Raw genomic sequence first — 17,075 nt, forward strand, 5'->3', positions numbered from 1 at the left:
CCCAGAGCCGGTCGCCGGCTAAACCGCGACGTGCACAGCCAATCAAGCCAGTTCGGAGCAACGCGATTGAGCAACCCACCTCTACGCCCACCTCGATCGACGGCATCGATCTCATTACGATCACCGGGATCGGCAACACATCAACCCCAAGATCGTGCGATGATACCATCATCTCACCACAACATATACTCAAGAGGCATCCCATGTCGAACGAACTTTCCAGCATTGTCGCGTGGACATTTGTGTCCGAATGTCCCATTCCCCCAGACATCGGACCGATATTGGTGCAAGGAGAGCGGCCCATCGCCGCCTATCGAACCATGCGAGATTCAGCAGTCTTCACGGATCGACGCATGATTGTCCGCGACTCACAAGGAATTACCGGACGCAAGGTAGAGCTGTACTCTCTCCCATACAGCAGCATCAGTATGTGGTCAAGCGAGAACGCTGGCACGCTCGACATCAATTCCGAACTCGAAATGTGGACGCGTGCCGGGCATATCAAGATCAAGCTCGGTCGCGGAGTCGATATCAGAAAATTAGACCACCTCATTTCACATATGGTACTCACTCGCCGATAGCATCAATGTCGGGTTCACCCCGCCTCTGAGGTGATTGAACGTTGTTGCTCCGACATGCGTCATGTCAGCGTTGCTACTCGAAACATGTCAGCTGGCATCGGCTGTCTGAGCCTCCAATCGACACCGATCGGACTGCTTCCTTCGTGACGCAAGTAGTCTACGGAGCCTAGGCACATGTACGGAGCCGCTGCGCCAAACTGCCCCGTCTTATTTTCCCGCACGAATAGCACAACCTCAGTACCAATCGAGCGATGATTGAGATATCGCTGACCCACAGGAGAGTCTACCGACGTCGTAGACTGAGACTCCCAATGAAACAGGTCTGGGGCCACTGCGACATCATTGTACATAGTTGTCGGCGAGTAGTGCTTCTCCGTCTTGCGCAATGTCACAAGAAGCGCGTCGGCACGAAGTCGATCAGAGAAGAACACTCCCTCGCGAAGAGAATCTGGTCGCCGATCGAACCCACCATACTTCATACCAACCGCTATTTCCTCCCGACTATAGTGAGCGTGGGCTTGAATTACTTCGCATTCTAGCCTTCCCTGAACTGGTTCAGACACATGTGAAATACGCGACTCGGCGACCTCGAGAACGGAAAGAAACTCGGCGCAAGCGGCTCGCTCATTCCGCAACCTATCGAACGCTTCCTCTGCACACCGAAAACCTCCGCCACCCGGCCATATGGCGAAAATTGACATCAAGGCAAGTGTGCGCTCTCTATCGGTTAGCCGGTCCCATGGCGCTATACTGCCCGACAGCACACGCCGATAGACATCTATCCTCTCTAAGTCGTCAACATGAGCGAACACGCGCGCGCGGTCGACGATTTGATCATGGTACGCTCCCCGCTGCTCGACTCGAAGACCAGCCGCTTCACGCAAAGCAGTCCAGTTTTGTCCCTTACTTCGACGTAGTACGTCGGACAATTCGAGTTCGGTATCATCGAGATAGTTGATTAGACTGCATTCCCCACGTCTCACCGCGACTTCCCTTAGTTCCGATACAGCCCGTTTCCAGCTGGGCCTCACCTGCCGCTTAATACTGTCTAACACAATCTGTTGAGAGACCTGGTCGAGTGTGATCTCAGTTCCTGGGGGAAGATACGAGAATCCGTCCTTGACCCCGCTTTCCAACTCTCGTCGACTTGCACCAGTCAGTGCACTCAACTTACTGTCAAAACGAAAGTTTCGGTGTTGAAGGCCAACATAATCCAGAACAGTCAAGACTGACTTATTGCGATCTTTGCGCAGGCCTCTTCCCAGTTGTTGAAGAAATATTGTGGCAGACTCTGTGGGCCGAAGAAACATAATGGTATCGATGGCAGGGAGGTCGATGCCTTCATTGTACAGATCAACCGTAAAGATCGCATTGATCTCGCCATTCTTCAACAGACTTAGCGCCTGCCGTCGCGTAGTGTTGTCTGTCTTTCCAGACACTACATGGGAAGGAATACCAGCGGCACTGAACGCATGAGCCATATATTCAGCATGCTGAACGCTGACGCAGAACCCGAGAGCATGCATACGTGTCGTATCTAGAACTCTACGATTCAGCTGTTCAATAATTAAAGCAGTCCGCTGAGAGTTTCCTACATATAGTTCTTCGAGCGCTCGATCGTTGTATCTGCCTCTACTCCAGGGAAGCTGCCTTAGATCGGTGTTGTCTGCGATCGCAAAATAGTGAAATGGACTCAGCAGATCGCTCTCAAGGGCGTCCCATAGCCGAATCTCTGCGGTCGCTCGTCCTCCGAAATAAGTGCGCACATCGATTCCATCGGCACGTTCTGGGGTCGCAGTCAATCCTAGAAGCTCTTCGGGATCGCACCATCGCAGTAGTTTCTTGTAGCTTGATGCCGCCGCATGATGAAATTCATCAACGACCACAACTTGGAAGTTATTCGGATTGATGCGATCCAAACGCGACGTTAGTGACTGAACCGTGGCAAACACGTGTTTCCAGTGTGTCGGTTCATGTCCTTCGGCCAAGATTTCACCGAAGGAACCATCTTTGAGTACTGCGCGATATCTATACCGAGCCTGCTCGAGTAGTTCTATTCGATGGGCTACGAATAGCAACGATGGGTGGCTGCCGTCTCTGCCGCAGAGATTGTCCCTATAATCCAAGGCTGCAACGACTGTCTTGCCGGTGCCGGTAGCAGCCACAACAAGATTCTTGTGCCGATCGCGAATTTTTCGTTCGACGCGGAGACGTTCGAGAATTTCTTCCTGATGCGGCAGTGCGCGTATATCTAGCCCTACAAACGAAGGTGCCAAGTCTGTCGGCTTGCCGCCACCTGCGGATTGCAGTGCCTGGTCCAGCATATCTGAATCCGCGTCCGGATTGTAGTTCACATATGACGGATCGTTCCAGTACGACTCGAACGTTCTTCGAAACTTAACTAGAAGTGGCCCTGTTTGCTCTTTCGAGAGTCGAACATTCCACTCGACACCGTCAAGCAAGGCCGATCGCGAAAGATTCGAAGAGCCTACATATGCGGTGTCCCATCCTGTTGCGCGATGGAAATACCATGATTTTGCGTGAAGCCGGGTCCGTTCGCTATCGTACTGAATCTTTACTTCTGCGCCAAATTCCCTAATCAGGCGATCCAGTGCTCTTCTTTCAGTCGCACCCATATAGGTGGTCGTGATAACACGTAGTCGCGCCCCTCTCATTTTCAGGGAGCGAAGTTCGTTCTCGAGAAGGCGGAGCCCGTTCCATTTTACAAAGGCGCAGAGCAAATCAACCTGGTCCGCAGATGCAAGTTCGGCTCTTAGTTCGGAGTTCATGGATGGATCTTGTGGGGCGTTAGTGAGCAGTGCTGCATCATTCAGGGGTGTCTCCGGTCGTCGCTCGATATAGTCGCGATCGACAACCTTCCCTCGGGGAAGTAAGGCGACAATCTGCTGCTGCCCCAAAGGAGCCTGATCAGCGCAATCGATGGCACTCAGAATTCTATCGACGGCCTCTTGGCGTTCATCTTGTCGGAGGCTATCGATATAGATTCGCACAATATCGGCAACATGACGCGCATAGCGTTCAGGGACTTCGGCGTCATCGATCCTCTTCGTCCTTGTTTCAATATCGGCCTTCAATTGGTCGAGACGTCTATCCAGTTCTCGCGTGCGGAGCGCCTCGGTCACGCCGGGCCGCAAGGCGTCAGGTCCGATGCCGGTCATACATGGCAAGCTACCAGGAAGCTACGGCCTCGGCAGGACACTGGAGTCCCCCACCACGGAAGGAGTCCAGATCGTGTCCGACAGCCCACGTGACGTGGCAACGCAGGCACAGCGGAGCATGCTGCGCAGGGCTCGCCTGCTTCAACGTATCGTCGACGCCGAGCAAGCAACGCTTCCACAGTCCGACGAGGTGATGGCTCTCGTCGCCGACCTTCTGGGCGCACACGCCGACACAGGCATCGAGATGCAGACCTGGCCCCGTGCGCTTGCGGTCGTCGAGTCCCACCTCGCCGCTAGCCCTCGAGCCAGTGCCGAGTTACGCGAGAGCGGAGCAAGCACTTGGTTCACGATCGTGGGCACGTGGCGCGATGGACACCCCTTGCCTGTCGCCGTCACGCAAGGTTGGCGCAACCTTGACCTTGCGCTCGGCTGCTGGCAACGCCAGCAGCGAGCCCTGACGACCGCTGACGCCGTCTGCGCCGCCGTCGACGATCTCATGGCAACAGCACCTCACACGTCGACGCCTTGACCGACTTGGCCAGTCCGGACCCCGGAACGCCAGCGGCCGCCGTCGGATCATGTCCGTCGGCGGCCGCCGCGTGACGCTGCACCACATCCCCGGCGCGTCCAACCGGGTGACGGTCGGTCACGGCGGGCCCCATGCGTCCCGCCCTGCCGTCCGTCACGTCCTGTTCTCCGTCTGCCCCACCTCAGGTCGTCGAGGCCCGGAAGATCGCCTCAACCGATTTCGCCAGCGTCGCGTCGAACTCCTCGCGGCTCTGCCCGTCCGACAGCCCCTCGAGCAGGGCGCGCGAGAAGCTTGCGATGAGCCCGGGGTTGCGCGCCAGTCTCACGTTGGCCTCCTCGCGCTCGTAGCCGCCGGACAGCGCCACGACCCGCATGACCCTCGGGTGGTCCATGAGCGGCGCGTACAGCCCGTCGATGCTCGGAATCGTCACCTTGAGCATGACCTCCCGGTCTCCCTCCAGCCCGTCGAGCCGCTCGGTGAGGGCAGCGAGGAGCAGGTCCTCGGCCTCCATCTTGTCCGGGGCGTGGATGTCGACCTCCGGCTCGATGATCGGCACAAGCCCGGCGTCGAGGATCTGACCAGCGACCTCGAACTGCTGGTCGACCACCGCACGCACGCCCCGCTCGTCGGCACCCAGGATGACCGAGCGCATCTTCGTGCCGAAGACCCCGGCACCCGCGGCACGCTCCAGCAGGGCGCCCAGTCCGGGGTCCTCGACCATGAGGCGCACAGACCCCTCCCGCTCGGCCAACCCCTTGTCCACCTTGAGGAAGGGCACGACGCCCTTGACCTCCCACAGGTACTCCGCGGTGGGCCGCCCCTCGACCAGGCCGTCCATCGTGCGCTCGAAGAGGATGGCGCCGATGATCCGGTCAGCGCTGAATGCCCGGGAGGTGATGATCCGCGAGCGCATCGCGTGGACGAGGTCGAACATCTCCTCCTGGGTGGAGTACCGCTCCGCCCCCACCCCGTAGGCCGCCAGGGCCTTGGGCGTCGACCCGCCCGACTGGTCGAGGGCGGCGATGAAGCCCGCACCGTGCCGCATCCGCTCAGCCTGCCGCTCGTTCACGCTCTCTCCTCCGGTCCTCGATGACGACGTCCCGTTCAGGCAGGTTGTCCGGACCGGCATCCGGCCCGGACAACCTGCCTGGACGTTCACGGGGCCGACGGCCAGCCCCGCACCCCCACCGTACATGAGAACGGTTCTCATATACAAGTGGGCGTTCTCCGGGCGCCGCCACCCCGACCGGCGGCTCCTCCCCGCCAGGCTCGCCCCGGGGCGTTACCCCGCCGCGCCACCACTCCGCACCCGCCCTGAACTCGCCCTTCCTCGGCCTCCCGACGCCTGGCACCCGACCGCGGCGCCACCTCCGCTCACCGCCCTCTCGTAGGATTGTCGACAGCAAGGACGCTATCGACCAGGAGGGACCGTGACCGCCGTCGACCCCCACGCCACCGGCACCGTCGCAGACCCCGACCCCGCAGACGCCTCTCGAGCCGCCACGGCCGCGGCGCCAGCCGACCCCACCAGCTCCTCCCCGGCCGAGGAGACCGTCAGCACCATCGAGGTCGTCGACACCCACACGGCCGGCGAGCCCACCCGCGTCATCGTCGGAGGCCTACCCGAGATCCGGGGCGCCACAACGGCCCAGCGCAAGGAGGACATGCGCGACCGCCTCGACCACCTGCGCACCGCCGTCATGTGCGAGCCGCGCGGTCACGCCGACATGTTCGGCTCGGTCATCCTGGAGCCCTGCCACCCCGAGGCCGACCTCGGCGTCCTCTTCATGGACGGCGGCGGCTACCTCAACATGTGCGGCCACGGCACCATCGCCACCGTGACCGCTGCACTGTCCACCGGGATCATCGAGCCGCGCGAACCGGTCACCCCCATCATCCTCGACACCCCCGCGGGAGTCGTGCGCACCGAGGCCCACGTCGAGGACGGCAGGGTCGCCTCGGTGTCCTTCATCAACGTGCCCGCCTTCGTCGAGCGCCTCGACGTGCGCACCGAGGTCGAGGGGCTCCCGGTGCACCTCGACATCGCCTTCGGGGGGAGCTACTTCGCGATCGTCCGGGCCCGCGATCTCGGCGTGCAGGTCCGCCCCGAGGACCTTGCCCTCCTGCGCCGCCGCGCCCTGCTCCTGCGCGACCGCCTCAACGCCGAGGTCGCCGTCGCCCACCCCCTGAGCCCCCACATCGCGAGCATCGACCTCGTCGAGGTCTATGAGGAGACGAGCACCGGGGTGCGCAACGTCGTCGTCTTCGGGCGCGGCCAGATCGACCGCTCGCCCTGCGGCACCGGCACCTGCGCCAAGCTCGCCGTCCTCCACGCCCGCGGCCGCCTGGCGGTGGGCGACCACCTCCCCCACGAGTCGATCCTGGGGACCCGTTTCGACGGCCGGATCCTGGGCACGACGACGGTGGCCGGCCGCCAGGCGGTCATCCCCCAGATCACCGGTGCGGCCCACATCACCGGGTACAACCGCCTCGTCCTGGACGCCCGCGACCCACTGCGCCACGGCTTCGCCCTGGGGCAGTGAGGCCCGCCCGGGCAACGGCCGCCTGCCCGAGGACCTCCCGCGTCCCCCGCACCCTGCGCCCCCCGTGGTCCAGGAGGGACTACGAGGATCGCAGCCTTTGGCTTCTGGCTCTGCCCTGCGCCCCCGGGGGCCTGGAGGGACCCTGCCGAACCCGGAGCCGCGGCGGAGCCTCGCCAGCGCGACTGCCCCGCCCTTAGGATGGTGCGGGACCGTACAGACCAGGGGTGTCCGCCCGGAGCGCGGGCACCGGCGCGCCCTCGATCGGAGACCTCTCATGCCCCTGACCCCCCGGACCGTCGTCATCTACGCCCACCCGTACAACAAGTCCCTGTGCCACGGCATCCTCGAGGCCGTCATCCGCGGCCTGGAGTCCTCCGGCCAGGACTACGACGTCATCGACCTCCACGCCGACGGCTTCGACCCGCGCTACACCGCCGACGAGCTCGCCCTGTTCAGCACAGGCGGGACGATCGACCCGCTGGTCAAGCGCTACCAGGAGCTGCTCAGCCGCGCCACGCGCCTCATCATCATCGCCCCGGTGTGGTGGAGCGAGCCACCCGCCACCGTCAAGGGCTTCATCGACAAGGTCATGAAGAGGACCTGGGCCTACGACGCGACACCCTCCGGGCTCAAGGGCCGTCTCACCCACATCCGCCAGGTCCTGCTTATGACGACCTCGGCGGCACCCACGTGGTACCTGAGGGTGGCCTGCGGCAACGCCATCCCCCGGGTGTTCCTCGGCACGACCCTGCGCCAGCTCGGCATGCGCGGACGCAAGTGGGTCAACTACGGGCGCGTCGAGCACGGCGGGCCGGAGCGCCGTCGGGCGCACCTGGCCAAGGTGGCGCGACTGGCGGCCACGCCCGCTCCGGGCCGGGGCTGACCCGGAGCGCCCCGGAGGGGCGGCTCATCCGAGGCCACCCGCACGGGGGCGGCTCATTGGGTCACGAGCCCGGCACCTCCCGGCGCTTCCAGGCCTCCCCTCCGGTCTCCCGGTCACCCGGCCCATCCCGACCGCCCGCCACCTCCCGGCCGCCCAGTCGCCCAGCGCTTCCCGGCCCGGTCGCCCCAGACAGGCGGTCAGAGGTTGACCTGGCGCGAGATGATGCCGGCCTTGGCACGCCGGACAGCGGCGTCCAGCGGGGAGTCGTCGGCCAGCGCCGCGTCGATGCGCTCCGCCATGGCCTGCATCGGCGCGGTCAGCTCCTCGGCCTCGGTTCCGGGGTTGAGCTCCCAGACCGGGATCGCCAGGCCGCAGGCGCGGAAGGCGCCGATGAACCGCGCGCCCTCCTCCAGGTCGGACTGCCGGGCGGCGTGCACCCGGGCGAAGGCGTTGAAGAAGGCGTCCTCGTCCTCGCCACGCACCCACCGGACGAACTCCTTGCCGTTCATGCGGCACCAGTAGGCGTGCTCGACGCCGGGCACAGGCACCGTCGGGGGGAGCTCGTCCTTGACCTCCTCGACGGCGCGGCGCGCCTCGGGGTCAGTGGCAGCCTCCGGATCGAGCCAAAAGTCGAAGGTGTCCGAGACACTGACAACCGGCACGACCGTCGGGTCGAGGACGTCCTGGAGCCTCGGCCCCGGCTCGGGCAGGCCGTTCACGACCAGGGCCGAGCCCTTGTCGAGCTCGAGGGCCGACAGGAGCGCGGCGGCCACGTCCCGGCTGGCGTCACCTGAGTGCGTGGAGGTCTGGAGGGCCACGAGCACCTCACCGTCAGCGCGCCGGAGCGCCGGGACGATGTCGGGCAGGAGCGTGACGAGCTGGACCTGGGTCCCGCCGTGCTCCTCGGTCAGGCGCACCCTCGCGCTGGCAGCCGGGATGATCTGCATCATCGCGACGAGTCCCTCCTCGTTCGCGACGCCCTCGAAGGGGCGGGCGACGAAGGGGATCTGCTGCTTCTTGGGGGCCTTGTCGGCCGAGCGGCGCGGCTGACGCTTCTTCTTCGACATGGCCGCCACCCTACCGGGCACCACCCCGCACCCGCGCCTCCGCACCCCCCACCGCGAGATCGGGGGATATGGCACCTCGAGATCGGGACAACTGACACCCCGAGATCGGGACTTATGGCACCGCGAGATCGGGGGAAGTGGTACGTCGTGGTCGGGATCGTGGGGGCGGGTTGGTCGGTGGAGGGTGTTGTCTCCGTGGCACGCCGTGGGGTAGCCGGCTGCGGGGGTGGGGGTCCGTGTCTGCCGGGTCCGCCACGTCAGGGCCGGGCCAAGCCGGGCCGGGTTGGGCTGGACCGACGAGCCAGGCCAGGACGGCCCGGACCTGGCCGAGGCAGGTCCAGGACACCTGGGGGTGTGCGCTGACCAGGTGCCGGGGGTGGTGCACACATAAACTATCCTCGCGACCCGGATGGGTGCCCGTGATTGAGCCAAAGAATGATCGTCTTGTACCAGGCGGAGGGCCTCCCCGTGTGCGTCGCAGGGACCGTTGCACATCTCAGACCCCCACCACCGCCTCCACCACAAGGACCAGCCGAGAGAATCGGGGTCATTCCAACGATTCCCGACACGGGCCTCCGACCGCCACCCGCCTGTTATGTGCATCACACCGTCGTCGGGGCGTGGGCCTGCCGCTCCGGGAGCCCGATCGGGACCCATGACACCGCGAGATCGCCGCATCGCCCGTCCGACAGCCTCCCGGCTCCCCACGATCGGGACGAGTGGCACCCCGCCGTCCAGCCGGGCCGCCACGACTCAGAACTGCGAGCTGGATCCGGCCCCGGAGAAGCCACCCCCGCCGTAGGACCCGCCCCCGCCGCCGAAGGAGGACGAGGAGTACGACGACGACGGCGCCGTGTAGGACGAGGCCGAGGAGTACCCGGTCACCAGCCCCGCCACGGGGATGAAGCTCGACGAGGACCCCGCCCCAGCGGGCAGCCCGTCAGCCGATCCCCCTGCGGAGGAGGGGTTGAGCCGGATCGTCGAGGACGGCGAGTACGTCCCGCGGCCCGACGACGACAGCCAGACGCCGGAGTAGACGGCACGCTGGAGGTCGGCCTCGGAGGAGTCCCGGTAACGCCTGCGCCGCTCCTCGGCGTCGGCGGAGGTGTCGGCGTCCAGGGCGCGCTTGGCCAGGTCGCGCACGCGCTGACGGATCTCGTTCGACATCTCATCGAGGGTGTCGAGGGCCGCCGACGGCGTCGTCTCACGCGCCTGGAGCGCGGCCGTCGTCATGTCGAGCCGCTGACGCTGAGCACTCACCCAGGACCGCTCCCCCGAGGTGCTCAGGCCCACGCCGTGGTCGTCAACAGAGTCGAGCATCGTGTCCATGGAGGCCAAGTCCTCCAGGACCGGCCCCTTCTCGTTCTCCCAGGCCTCGGGCCAGGTCGACGACATCGTGAGCAGCGCCGAGGCATGGGCGATCGTGTCGTCCAGGGAGTCCAGCTCGCTGGCGCGACCCTCGAGATCCTTGGCACGGCTGGGCATCCCCCTGGCGAACCAGGCCGCGCCGCGCGGACTGCCGAACTCGTTGAAGGCGGCGGTCAGCTCGTGGTACCGCTTCTGGAACCACTCGAAGCGGACGAGCACCTGGGCACCGTGCGGCTCGTCGGCCGGGATCGTGCGCGCCAGAAGCTCGGTCGACTCCCAGTCGCCGGTCACCGAGGAGTAGTGGCGCTGGGCGGCAGCGAAACGCCGCCGTGCCGTGTTCCTCCCAGCGACGAGCGCGATGAGCCACCCGACTCCTCCGGCCATCGCGACCGTGGGGAGGACGATGCGCTCGAACACCCCCTGCACAGGGCGACCGACGACCTCAGCCGACTTCTCCGCCATCTGCTCCAGGCCGCCCGCCCAGTCCCCGATACGGAAGGAGTCCTTGCCCGCCTCCTGGATCTCCTCCTGGATCGACAGGCCGACCTTGACGTCCTCACCGAAGTAGGTGCCCACCCAGCGCCCCTCCGGCGAGACAGCGAGGACGACGAGCCCATCGGCCCAGTAGTTGGGGTCGGCGGCGCTGATCCAGTCCGGCTCGTTGATCCGCGCCCACTCCAGCACGGCGGCGTTGAAGTTCTCGGTGGCGTCGACACGGGGCATCGTGAGGACCTCGAGGTCGACCTCGTCGCGGAACTCCAGCGAGGCCAGGGACTCCTGGACCGCCTCGACCTGGAGGACGCCGGCCTCGTCGTGAACCTCCACCGTGGGTTTGTGGCGAGCCCCGAAGGGCTGCAGGGCCATGAGGGGGAGAGAGGCGATGAGGGCCAGGCAGGTCAGGACCTTGGCGCTCAGGCTGAGGACCGCACGGGTACCCCCGAGAGACTGGATGACTTCGCCGGACTGCATGGACCCGCCTTCCGCATCGTGATCAGGTGCCGCCAGCCTAGTGGACCACGCCACCTGCGGAGACACTCAGCCCCGGGCACTCCTACCCACGCAACTACTCCGCCCCCTCCCCCACCTGTCCACGCGCACCTCACCGAGATCGGGACTCATGGCACCTCGAGTTCGCCGCATCTGGTACGTCCGACGACGGGGTGCCAGATGCGGCGAACCGGAGGTGCCCGCGCTGCCGCCCCTGCGTGTCATATGTCCCGATCTCAAGGTGTCAGGTGGTTTCAGGTGGTGAGTGCAATGGTGGTGTCGTGTTCTGTTTTCTGCAGGAGCCTGTTGAAGGCTTCTGCGGGTGTGGCCCAGTCTAGGGTCTGGCGGGGGCGGGTGTTGAGGAGGTGCTGGGCCTGTTCGAAGGCGTGGAGGGGGTAGGTCGACAGGTCGGTGCCTTTGGGGAAGAACTCGCGGATCAGGCCGTTGGTGTTCTCGTTGGTTCCTCGTTGCCAGGGGCTGTGGGGGTCGCAGAAGTACACCTCGAGGTTGGTGGCGGTCCTGAAGCGGGCGACCTGGGCCATCTCGCCGCCCTGGTCCCAGGTCAGGGACCGGGCCATGGAGCGGGGCAGGCCCTTGATCATGGTCTCCAGCACCGTGGCCACGGTGGTGGCGGTGTGGTCGGTCAGCAGCGGGGCGATCAGGACCAGGCGGGTGGTGCGTTCGACCAGGGTGATCATCGCGGTGCGGTTGCCCGCGCCCATGACCAGGTCGCCCTCCCAGTGGCCTGGCACGGCCCGGTCGGCGACCTGGGCCGGGCGGGTGCTGATACGCGCGTCGGCCAGCCAGGGCCTGGAGGCCAGGGGCCCGGCCAGGGCCGAGCGTGGCACGCGCCGACTCCGCCCGGTACGCAGCCTGTAGTGACGGCCCAGCTCGGGCCTGTCAAGTTTTTTGTGTAAGCGGGTTGTTCAGAGGTGGGGGTTGATTCGGTCGGGGTAGGCGGTGGCGAGCTGGGCGAGGGCTTGTTTCCAGTTGGTGGTGATCCGGCCCTCGACCACGCGTGGCTTGGCCTTGCGCTTGTCCGCGGGCAGGTTCCTGTCCTTGTCGCGTTCTCGTGCCCGCTTGTCCTCGATGTTGCAGATCGCCAGCCACAGCAGCTTGACAGCGGCCTCGTCGCTGGGGAAGTGGCCCCGGTTCTTGGAGATCTTGCGTAGCTGGTAGTTGAGCGACTCGATGCTGTTGGTCGTGTAGATGACCCGGCGCAGCATCGGCGGGAACGCCAGGAACGGGGTGAAACGCTCCCACGCCCTGTCCCAGGTCGCCACCGTCTCGGGGTACTTGTCCCCCAGGGGAGAGCTGCTGAAGGCCGCCAGGGCCTCCAGGGCGGCCTCCTCACTGGGGGCGGCGTAGACCTGCTTGAGAGCAGCGGCGACCTTCTTACGGTCCTGGTAGGCCACGAACCTCATGGAGGCACGGATCAGGTGCACCACGCAGGTCTGGACCATGGAGTCGGGCCAGGTCGCCTCGATCGCCTCGGGCAGGCCGGTCAGCCCGTCACAGCACACGATCAGCACGTCCTTGACGCCCCTGTTGGCCAGCTCGGCGCACACGTGCGCCCAGAACGAGGCGCCCTCCTCGGCCTGGACCCAGATACCCAGGACGTGCTTGATCCCGTCCATGTCCACACCCACGGCGATGTGGGCCGAGCGGGTGGTGACCCTGTGGTCGACGCGGACCTTGACGCGGATCGCGTCGAGGTAGACCACCGGGTAGAACTCCTCCAGCGGGCGGCGCTGCCAGTCCAGGACCGCCTCGGCCACGGCGTCCGTGATCCTGCTGATCGTCCCCACCGACAGCTCCACACCGAGCGTGGACTCCAGGTGGTGGCGGATCTCGCGCACCGTCATACCACCGGCGTACAGGCTGATGATCATCGAGTCCAGACCGTCCATCCGCCGCTGCCCCTTCCTGACCAGCCGCGGCGTGAAGCTGCCGGCCCTGTCGCGGGGGACCTCGATCTCGAACGAGCCGACCTCAGAGCTGATCGTCTTGACCGTGGTGCCGTTGCGGGCGTTGCCACGAGCCACCGGCGCCTGCTCGCCCTTGTCGTAGCCAAGATGCTCCGTCAGCTCAGCCTGCAGACCCCGCTCCAGGGCCTCCTTGAGCAGGGCCGGCAGCAGCCCGTCGGCGCCCGTCAACCCCACCTCACCCGAGTCGATCCGCTCGAACAACCCGTCCAAGCCACCCGAGGCAACAAGATCCTCAACCACGCCCCGCCCACCAGCAGGACCAGTCTTCTCATCAGTCACAGTCATCAGTCCTTCAAAGAGGGCTTACACAGACCATTGAACACGCCCCCCAGCTCGGCGCGCAGCGTCCCTCGGCCCTGGACGTACAGGGACTGGTAGATCGTCTCGTGGCTCACACGAAGATCATCGCGCTCGGGGTGGTCCGCAGCCAGACGGCGGCTGATCTGCTGGGGCGACCACCGCTGTCTCAGGCCCTGGACCACCAGGGCCCGCAGCTGGTCGTTGGAGTCCAGCACACGCGCCTTGGGCCGTGCCCTGGCGGCCCGGGCCTGGGCGTGGCGGGCCTGGGGGTCGTAGGCCTGCCGGCCCCCGCCGGCAGCGACCTCGCGGCTGACCGTGGAGACAGCCACCCCCAGGAACCGGGCGATCGAGGCCAGGGAATCACCCCTGGCCAGGCCCGCAGCGATCGCGCCGCGCCCCTGAGCCCCCAGACGCCTGCCGTGCCCGGTACCCCGGACCATCACCTCGAACCCGTCCCCCGACCCGCCCCGACCACGCCCAGCAGGCCTGGTCGTCCCGACCATCCCGCCCTCCCTGGCCCCGTGCCGCATCCTCATACCCCACAGCCTGCACCAGTCCGACACCGTGGACTGAGGCACCGAGAAACAAGCCCCCGCCTCGCGAGCCAACCAACCCGACTCGATCAGCTCCCGCACACCATCGCGAACCACACCAGGCCACACCCCACGCACCACAACCAGCCCCTCTCCCAAGCACCACCCATTGCACTCACCACCTGAAACCACCCCATTTCTCCCGATCTCGAGGTGCCATTAGTCCCGATCTCGAGGTGTCATTAGTCCCGATCTCGAGGTGTCATTAGTCCCGATCTCGCGGAGAGAGGGAGAGGGGGAGGGGGAGGGTCAGGGGCGCTGGGCGACGGCCTCGATCTCGACCCGGGCCCCCAGGGGCAGGGCGGCGACGGCGAAGGCGGCGCGCGCCGGCAGGACCGGCCCCGTGAAGAAGCGGGCGTAGACCTCGTTGACCGCGGCGAAGTCGGCGATGTCGGCGAGCAGGACGGTGGTCTTGACGACGTCGCCGTACCCCAGGCCCGCCGCCTCGAGGACGGCGCCCACGTTGGTGAGCACGCGCTGCGCCTGTGCGGCGACGTCGCCGTCGACAAGGGTCCCGGTGGACGGGTCGAGCGGGACCTGCCCGGAGACGAAGATGAGGGACCCGGGCTCGTCGCCGGTGGAGACCCCCTGAGAGTAGGGGCCGACGGCGGCGGGCGCGCCGGTGGTGGACACGGCAGTGGGCATGGGGGCTCCTTCGCTGTGGTTCTCGCGCTGGCCCCGGTCGGGGCGCCGGCTCCGACCAGCGTATCGGCAGGCGGCGCCTCCACCCGCGACCCGCACCGGCGCCTCCACCCGTGACCCGCACCGGCGCCTCCACCCGCGGCCCGCAGCCGCGTCAGGACCCAGCCAGTCGGCCGCCCCCTGAGCCCAGCCTGTCCACCTACCGGGACTCCCAGGACATCCTCAGTGACGGATGACACACTGGCGGAATGCACTCACGAGCAGGACTCCCCGCCCAGCCAGAAGACCTCATCGACGTCGACGAGGTCGTCAACGCCTACTACGAGCTCGTCCCCGACCCCTCCGTCCCCGCCCAGAAGGTCGTGTTCGGCACCTCCGGGCACCGCGGCTCCTCCCTGGACACCGCCTTCAACGAGGCCCATATCGTGGCCACGACCGCCGCCATCGTCGAGTACCGCCGGAGCCAGGGCACTGACGGGGTGCTCTACATCGGCCGCGACACCCACGCCCTGTCCGAGCCCGCCTGGCGCACCGCCATCGAGGTGCTCTCCGGCGCCGGCGTGACCACCGCCGTGGACTCCCGGGGCTCCTACACCCCCACCCCCGCCGTCTCGCACTCCATCCTCCTGGCCAACGGCGCCACGACCCCCGAGGGCGTGCGCACCTCCGGCCCGGGCCTGGCCGACGGCATCGTCGTCACCCCCTCGCACAACCCCCCGCGCGACGGCGGCTTCAAGTACAACCCGCCCCACGGCGGCCCGGCGGACTCCGACGCCACCGGCTGGATCGCGGCCCGCGCCAACGAGCTCCTCGCCGACGGCTGGCAGGACGTGCCCCGTGTCCCCATCGCCGAGGCGCTTGACGGCAACTACGTCATCAAGCACGACTACCTCGAGACCTACGTCGCCGACCTCGAGAACGTCGTCGACATGGACGCCATCCGCGAGGCGGGGGTGCGCATCGGCGCGGACCCGCTGGGCGGGGCCTCGCTGGACTACTGGGGCGCGATCGGCGAGCGCTACGGCCTGGAGCTGACGGTAGTCAACCCCAAGGCCGACCCCGCCTGGCCCTTCATGACCCTGGACTGGGACGGCAAGATCCGCATGGACTGCTCCTCCCCCTACGCCATGGCCTCGCTGCGCGGCGCCATGACGCCCGACGCCGAGGGCCGCACGCCCTACGACGTCGCCACGGGCAACGACGCCGACTCCGACCGCCACGGCATCGTCACCCCTGACGGGCTCATGAACCCCAACCACTACCTCGCGGTCGCCATCGAGTACCTCTTCACCCACCGTCCCGGCTGGCCCGCCGGCGCAGCCGTGGGCAAGACGCTCGTGTCCTCCTCCCTCATCGACCGGGTGGTGGCCGCGATGGGCCGCGAGCTCATCGAGGTCCCGGTGGGCTTCAAGTACTTCGTGCCCGGGCTGCTCGACGGCTCGGTGGGATTCGGCGGCGAGGAGAGCGCCGGAGCCTCCTTCCTGCGCAAGGACGGCACCGTGTGGTCCACCGACAAGGACGGCATCATCCTGGCGCTGCTGGCCAGCGAGATCATCGCCGTGACCGGGAAGACCCCCTCCCAGCTGCACGTCGAGCAGGTCGAGCGCTTCGGCGCCTCGGCCTACGCGCGCATCGACGCCGCGGCCACCAAGGAGGAGAAGGCCAAGCTCGGCGCCCTGTCGCCCGAGGACGTCACGGCCACCGAGCTCGCCGGGGAGCCGATCACCGCCCGCCTCGTGCGCGCCCCCGGCAACGACGCCCCCATCGGGGGCCTCAAGGTCACCACCGCCAACGCCTGGTTCGCCGCCCGCCCCTCGGGCACCGAGGACGTCTACAAGATCTACGCCGAGTCCTTCAAGGGCGAGGAGCACCTGGCTCTCGTCCAGGAGGAGGCCAAGAAGGTCGTCTCCGCTGCCCTGGGCTCCTAGGACCGCGGCCGGCCTGCACCCGCCCTCACACCGGCCGGGTGCAGGCCGGGTGCAGGCCGGGTGCCGGCTGGCCACCGCACCCAGCCGGTCCAGGGCGGGGCGAGCCGGGGCGAGCCGGGCCGGGGCGCGGTGGAGCAGCCCCGCACGAGCTCCGCACGAGCCCCGACCGAGCCCCGCGCAGGGCTGCGCAGCCCTGCGCAGGACCGTCGGGCCCCGCGCGCCGTGCGCGCAGGCTCGGGAGGGGCGTTGCGCCGCAATCGGCCGAGTCTCATGCCCCGATCGCCGACGGTCCCGACATCGACTCAGCAATCGACGAGCAGCTCTTGTCATGTCGACTGCGCTTACGGTGTTGACGACGACCTGTCATCCATGAAGATAGGCGCCGATAGGTCTCGACAAGATCACCGTGTGTTAGCGAAGATAGTCCCATGTCTCCGCTCCCTGCCGCAGACCCCCCTGAAGGACCGGACCGCACCTCGCTCCACCA

The 17,075-nt window shown here is 66.6% G+C and carries 13 protein-coding genes; 5 read left to right on the forward strand and 8 right to left on the reverse strand.

Features of this window, described 5'->3' with window-relative positions; translation table 11 throughout:
• The first annotated feature begins 203 nt into the window (after positions 1 to 203).
• The gene (locus tag EL245_RS07930; protein WP_126382651.1) at positions 204 to 581 is read left to right on the forward strand and encodes a PH domain-containing protein; all 378 of its coding nucleotides are present in this window, start codon (positions 204 to 206) and stop codon (positions 579 to 581) included.
• Between the two features lie 59 nt (positions 582 to 640).
• On the opposite strand, the gene EL245_RS07935 is transcribed toward EL245_RS07930, so the two are convergent.
• Entirely contained in the window at positions 641 to 3,760 is a 3,120-nt protein-coding gene (locus EL245_RS07935; protein ID WP_197719392.1) for a DUF3427 domain-containing protein, read from the reverse strand.
• A 73-nt stretch (positions 3,761 to 3,833) separates the two neighbouring features.
• On the opposite strand from EL245_RS07935, the gene EL245_RS07940 reads away from it, so the two are divergent.
• Positions 3,834 to 4,289, forward strand: coding sequence for a hypothetical protein (locus EL245_RS07940; RefSeq protein ID WP_126382652.1), 456 nt, complete (start codon positions 3,834 to 3,836; stop codon positions 4,287 to 4,289).
• Between the two features lie 181 nt (positions 4,290 to 4,470).
• On the opposite strand, the gene EL245_RS07945 is transcribed toward EL245_RS07940, so the two are convergent.
• A complete protein-coding gene (locus tag EL245_RS07945; RefSeq protein WP_126382653.1) occupies positions 4,471 to 5,358 on the reverse strand; it encodes a fructose bisphosphate aldolase in 888 nt (295 codons plus the stop codon).
• Between the two features lie 361 nt (positions 5,359 to 5,719).
• Between EL245_RS07945 and EL245_RS07950 the strand changes: the two genes are divergently transcribed.
• Together EL245_RS07950 and EL245_RS07955 are read left to right on the forward strand one after the other, a co-directional pair.
• Positions 5,720 to 6,832, forward strand: a complete 1,113-nt coding sequence (locus tag EL245_RS07950; protein ID WP_197719393.1) for a proline racemase family protein — start codon at positions 5,720 to 5,722, stop codon at positions 6,830 to 6,832.
• 274 nt (positions 6,833 to 7,106) lie between these two features.
• Entirely contained in the window at positions 7,107 to 7,715 is a 609-nt protein-coding gene (locus tag EL245_RS07955; RefSeq protein WP_126382654.1) for an NAD(P)H-dependent oxidoreductase, read from the forward strand.
• A 197-nt stretch (positions 7,716 to 7,912) separates the two neighbouring features.
• On the opposite strand, the gene EL245_RS07960 is transcribed toward EL245_RS07955, so the two are convergent.
• The 6 genes from EL245_RS07960 to EL245_RS07985 all read right to left on the reverse strand — a co-directional run bounded on the left by EL245_RS07960 (position 7,913) and on the right by EL245_RS07985 (position 14,663).
• Positions 7,913 to 8,782: a DUF5926 family protein gene (locus EL245_RS07960; protein ID WP_126382655.1), complete on the reverse strand. Its 870-nt coding sequence runs from the start codon at positions 8,780 to 8,782 to the stop codon at positions 7,913 to 7,915.
• A 753-nt stretch (positions 8,783 to 9,535) separates the two neighbouring features.
• Positions 9,536 to 11,119: a DUF5129 domain-containing protein gene (locus EL245_RS07965; protein ID WP_126382656.1), complete on the reverse strand. Its 1,584-nt coding sequence runs from the start codon at positions 11,117 to 11,119 to the stop codon at positions 9,536 to 9,538.
• 272 nt (positions 11,120 to 11,391) lie between these two features.
• The gene (locus tag EL245_RS07970; RefSeq protein ID WP_164719462.1) at positions 11,392 to 11,985 is read right to left on the reverse strand and encodes an IS30 family transposase; all 594 of its coding nucleotides are present in this window, start codon (positions 11,983 to 11,985) and stop codon (positions 11,392 to 11,394) included.
• A gap of 78 nt (positions 11,986 to 12,063) precedes the next feature.
• Complete coding sequence (locus EL245_RS07975; RefSeq protein ID WP_164719441.1) at positions 12,064 to 13,410, reverse strand: IS256 family transposase; 1,347 nt, start codon at positions 13,408 to 13,410, stop codon at positions 12,064 to 12,066.
• Positions 13,410 to 13,865 carry a helix-turn-helix domain-containing protein gene (locus tag EL245_RS07980; protein WP_126382658.1) on the reverse strand — a complete coding sequence of 152 codons (456 nt, stop codon included), beginning with the start codon at positions 13,863 to 13,865 and terminating at the stop codon, positions 13,410 to 13,412. The genes EL245_RS07975 and EL245_RS07980 overlap by 1 nt, the downstream gene beginning before the upstream one ends.
• Positions 13,866 to 14,267: 402 nt before the next feature.
• Positions 14,268 to 14,663 carry a Rid family detoxifying hydrolase gene (locus EL245_RS07985; RefSeq protein ID WP_126382659.1) on the reverse strand — a complete coding sequence of 132 codons (396 nt, stop codon included), beginning with the start codon at positions 14,661 to 14,663 and terminating at the stop codon, positions 14,268 to 14,270.
• 245 nt (positions 14,664 to 14,908) lie between these two features.
• Here EL245_RS07985 and pgm point away from each other — a divergent pair, with 245 nt between their 5' ends.
• Positions 14,909 to 16,588 carry a phosphoglucomutase (alpha-D-glucose-1,6-bisphosphate-dependent) gene (gene pgm, locus EL245_RS07990; RefSeq protein ID WP_126382660.1) on the forward strand — a complete coding sequence of 560 codons (1,680 nt, stop codon included), beginning with the start codon at positions 14,909 to 14,911 and terminating at the stop codon, positions 16,586 to 16,588.
• Positions 16,589 to 17,075 lie beyond the last annotated feature (487 nt).

Origin of the sequence: Actinomyces howellii (assembly GCF_900637165.1) — a bacterium.
GTDB classification, from domain to species: domain Bacteria; phylum Actinomycetota; class Actinomycetes; order Actinomycetales; family Actinomycetaceae; genus Actinomyces; species Actinomyces howellii.

Excerpts from the sequence above, each read along its gene's own strand:
- EL245_RS07930 (WP_126382651.1), top strand. The coding sequence starts at position 204 with ATGTCGAACGAACTTTCCAGCATTGTCGCGTGGACATTTGTGTCCGAA.
- EL245_RS07935 (WP_197719392.1), bottom strand. The coding sequence starts at position 3,760 with ATGACCGGCATCGGACCTGACGCCTTGCGGCCCGGCGTGACCGAGGCG.
- EL245_RS07955 (WP_126382654.1), top strand. The coding sequence starts at position 7,107 with ATGCCCCTGACCCCCCGGACCGTCGTCATCTACGCCCACCCGTACAAC.
- EL245_RS07960 (WP_126382655.1), bottom strand. The coding sequence starts at position 8,782 with ATGTCGAAGAAGAAGCGTCAGCCGCGCCGCTCGGCCGACAAGGCCCCC.
- EL245_RS07965 (WP_126382656.1), bottom strand. The coding sequence starts at position 11,119 with ATGCAGTCCGGCGAAGTCATCCAGTCTCTCGGGGGTACCCGTGCGGTC.
- EL245_RS07975 (WP_164719441.1), bottom strand. The coding sequence starts at position 13,410 with ATGACTGTGACTGATGAGAAGACTGGTCCTGCTGGTGGGCGGGGCGTG.
- EL245_RS07980 (WP_126382658.1), bottom strand. The coding sequence starts at position 13,865 with ATGGTCCGGGGTACCGGGCACGGCAGGCGTCTGGGGGCTCAGGGGCGC.
- EL245_RS07985 (WP_126382659.1), bottom strand. The coding sequence starts at position 14,663 with ATGCCCACTGCCGTGTCCACCACCGGCGCGCCCGCCGCCGTCGGCCCC.
- pgm (WP_126382660.1), top strand. The coding sequence starts at position 14,909 with ATGCACTCACGAGCAGGACTCCCCGCCCAGCCAGAAGACCTCATCGAC.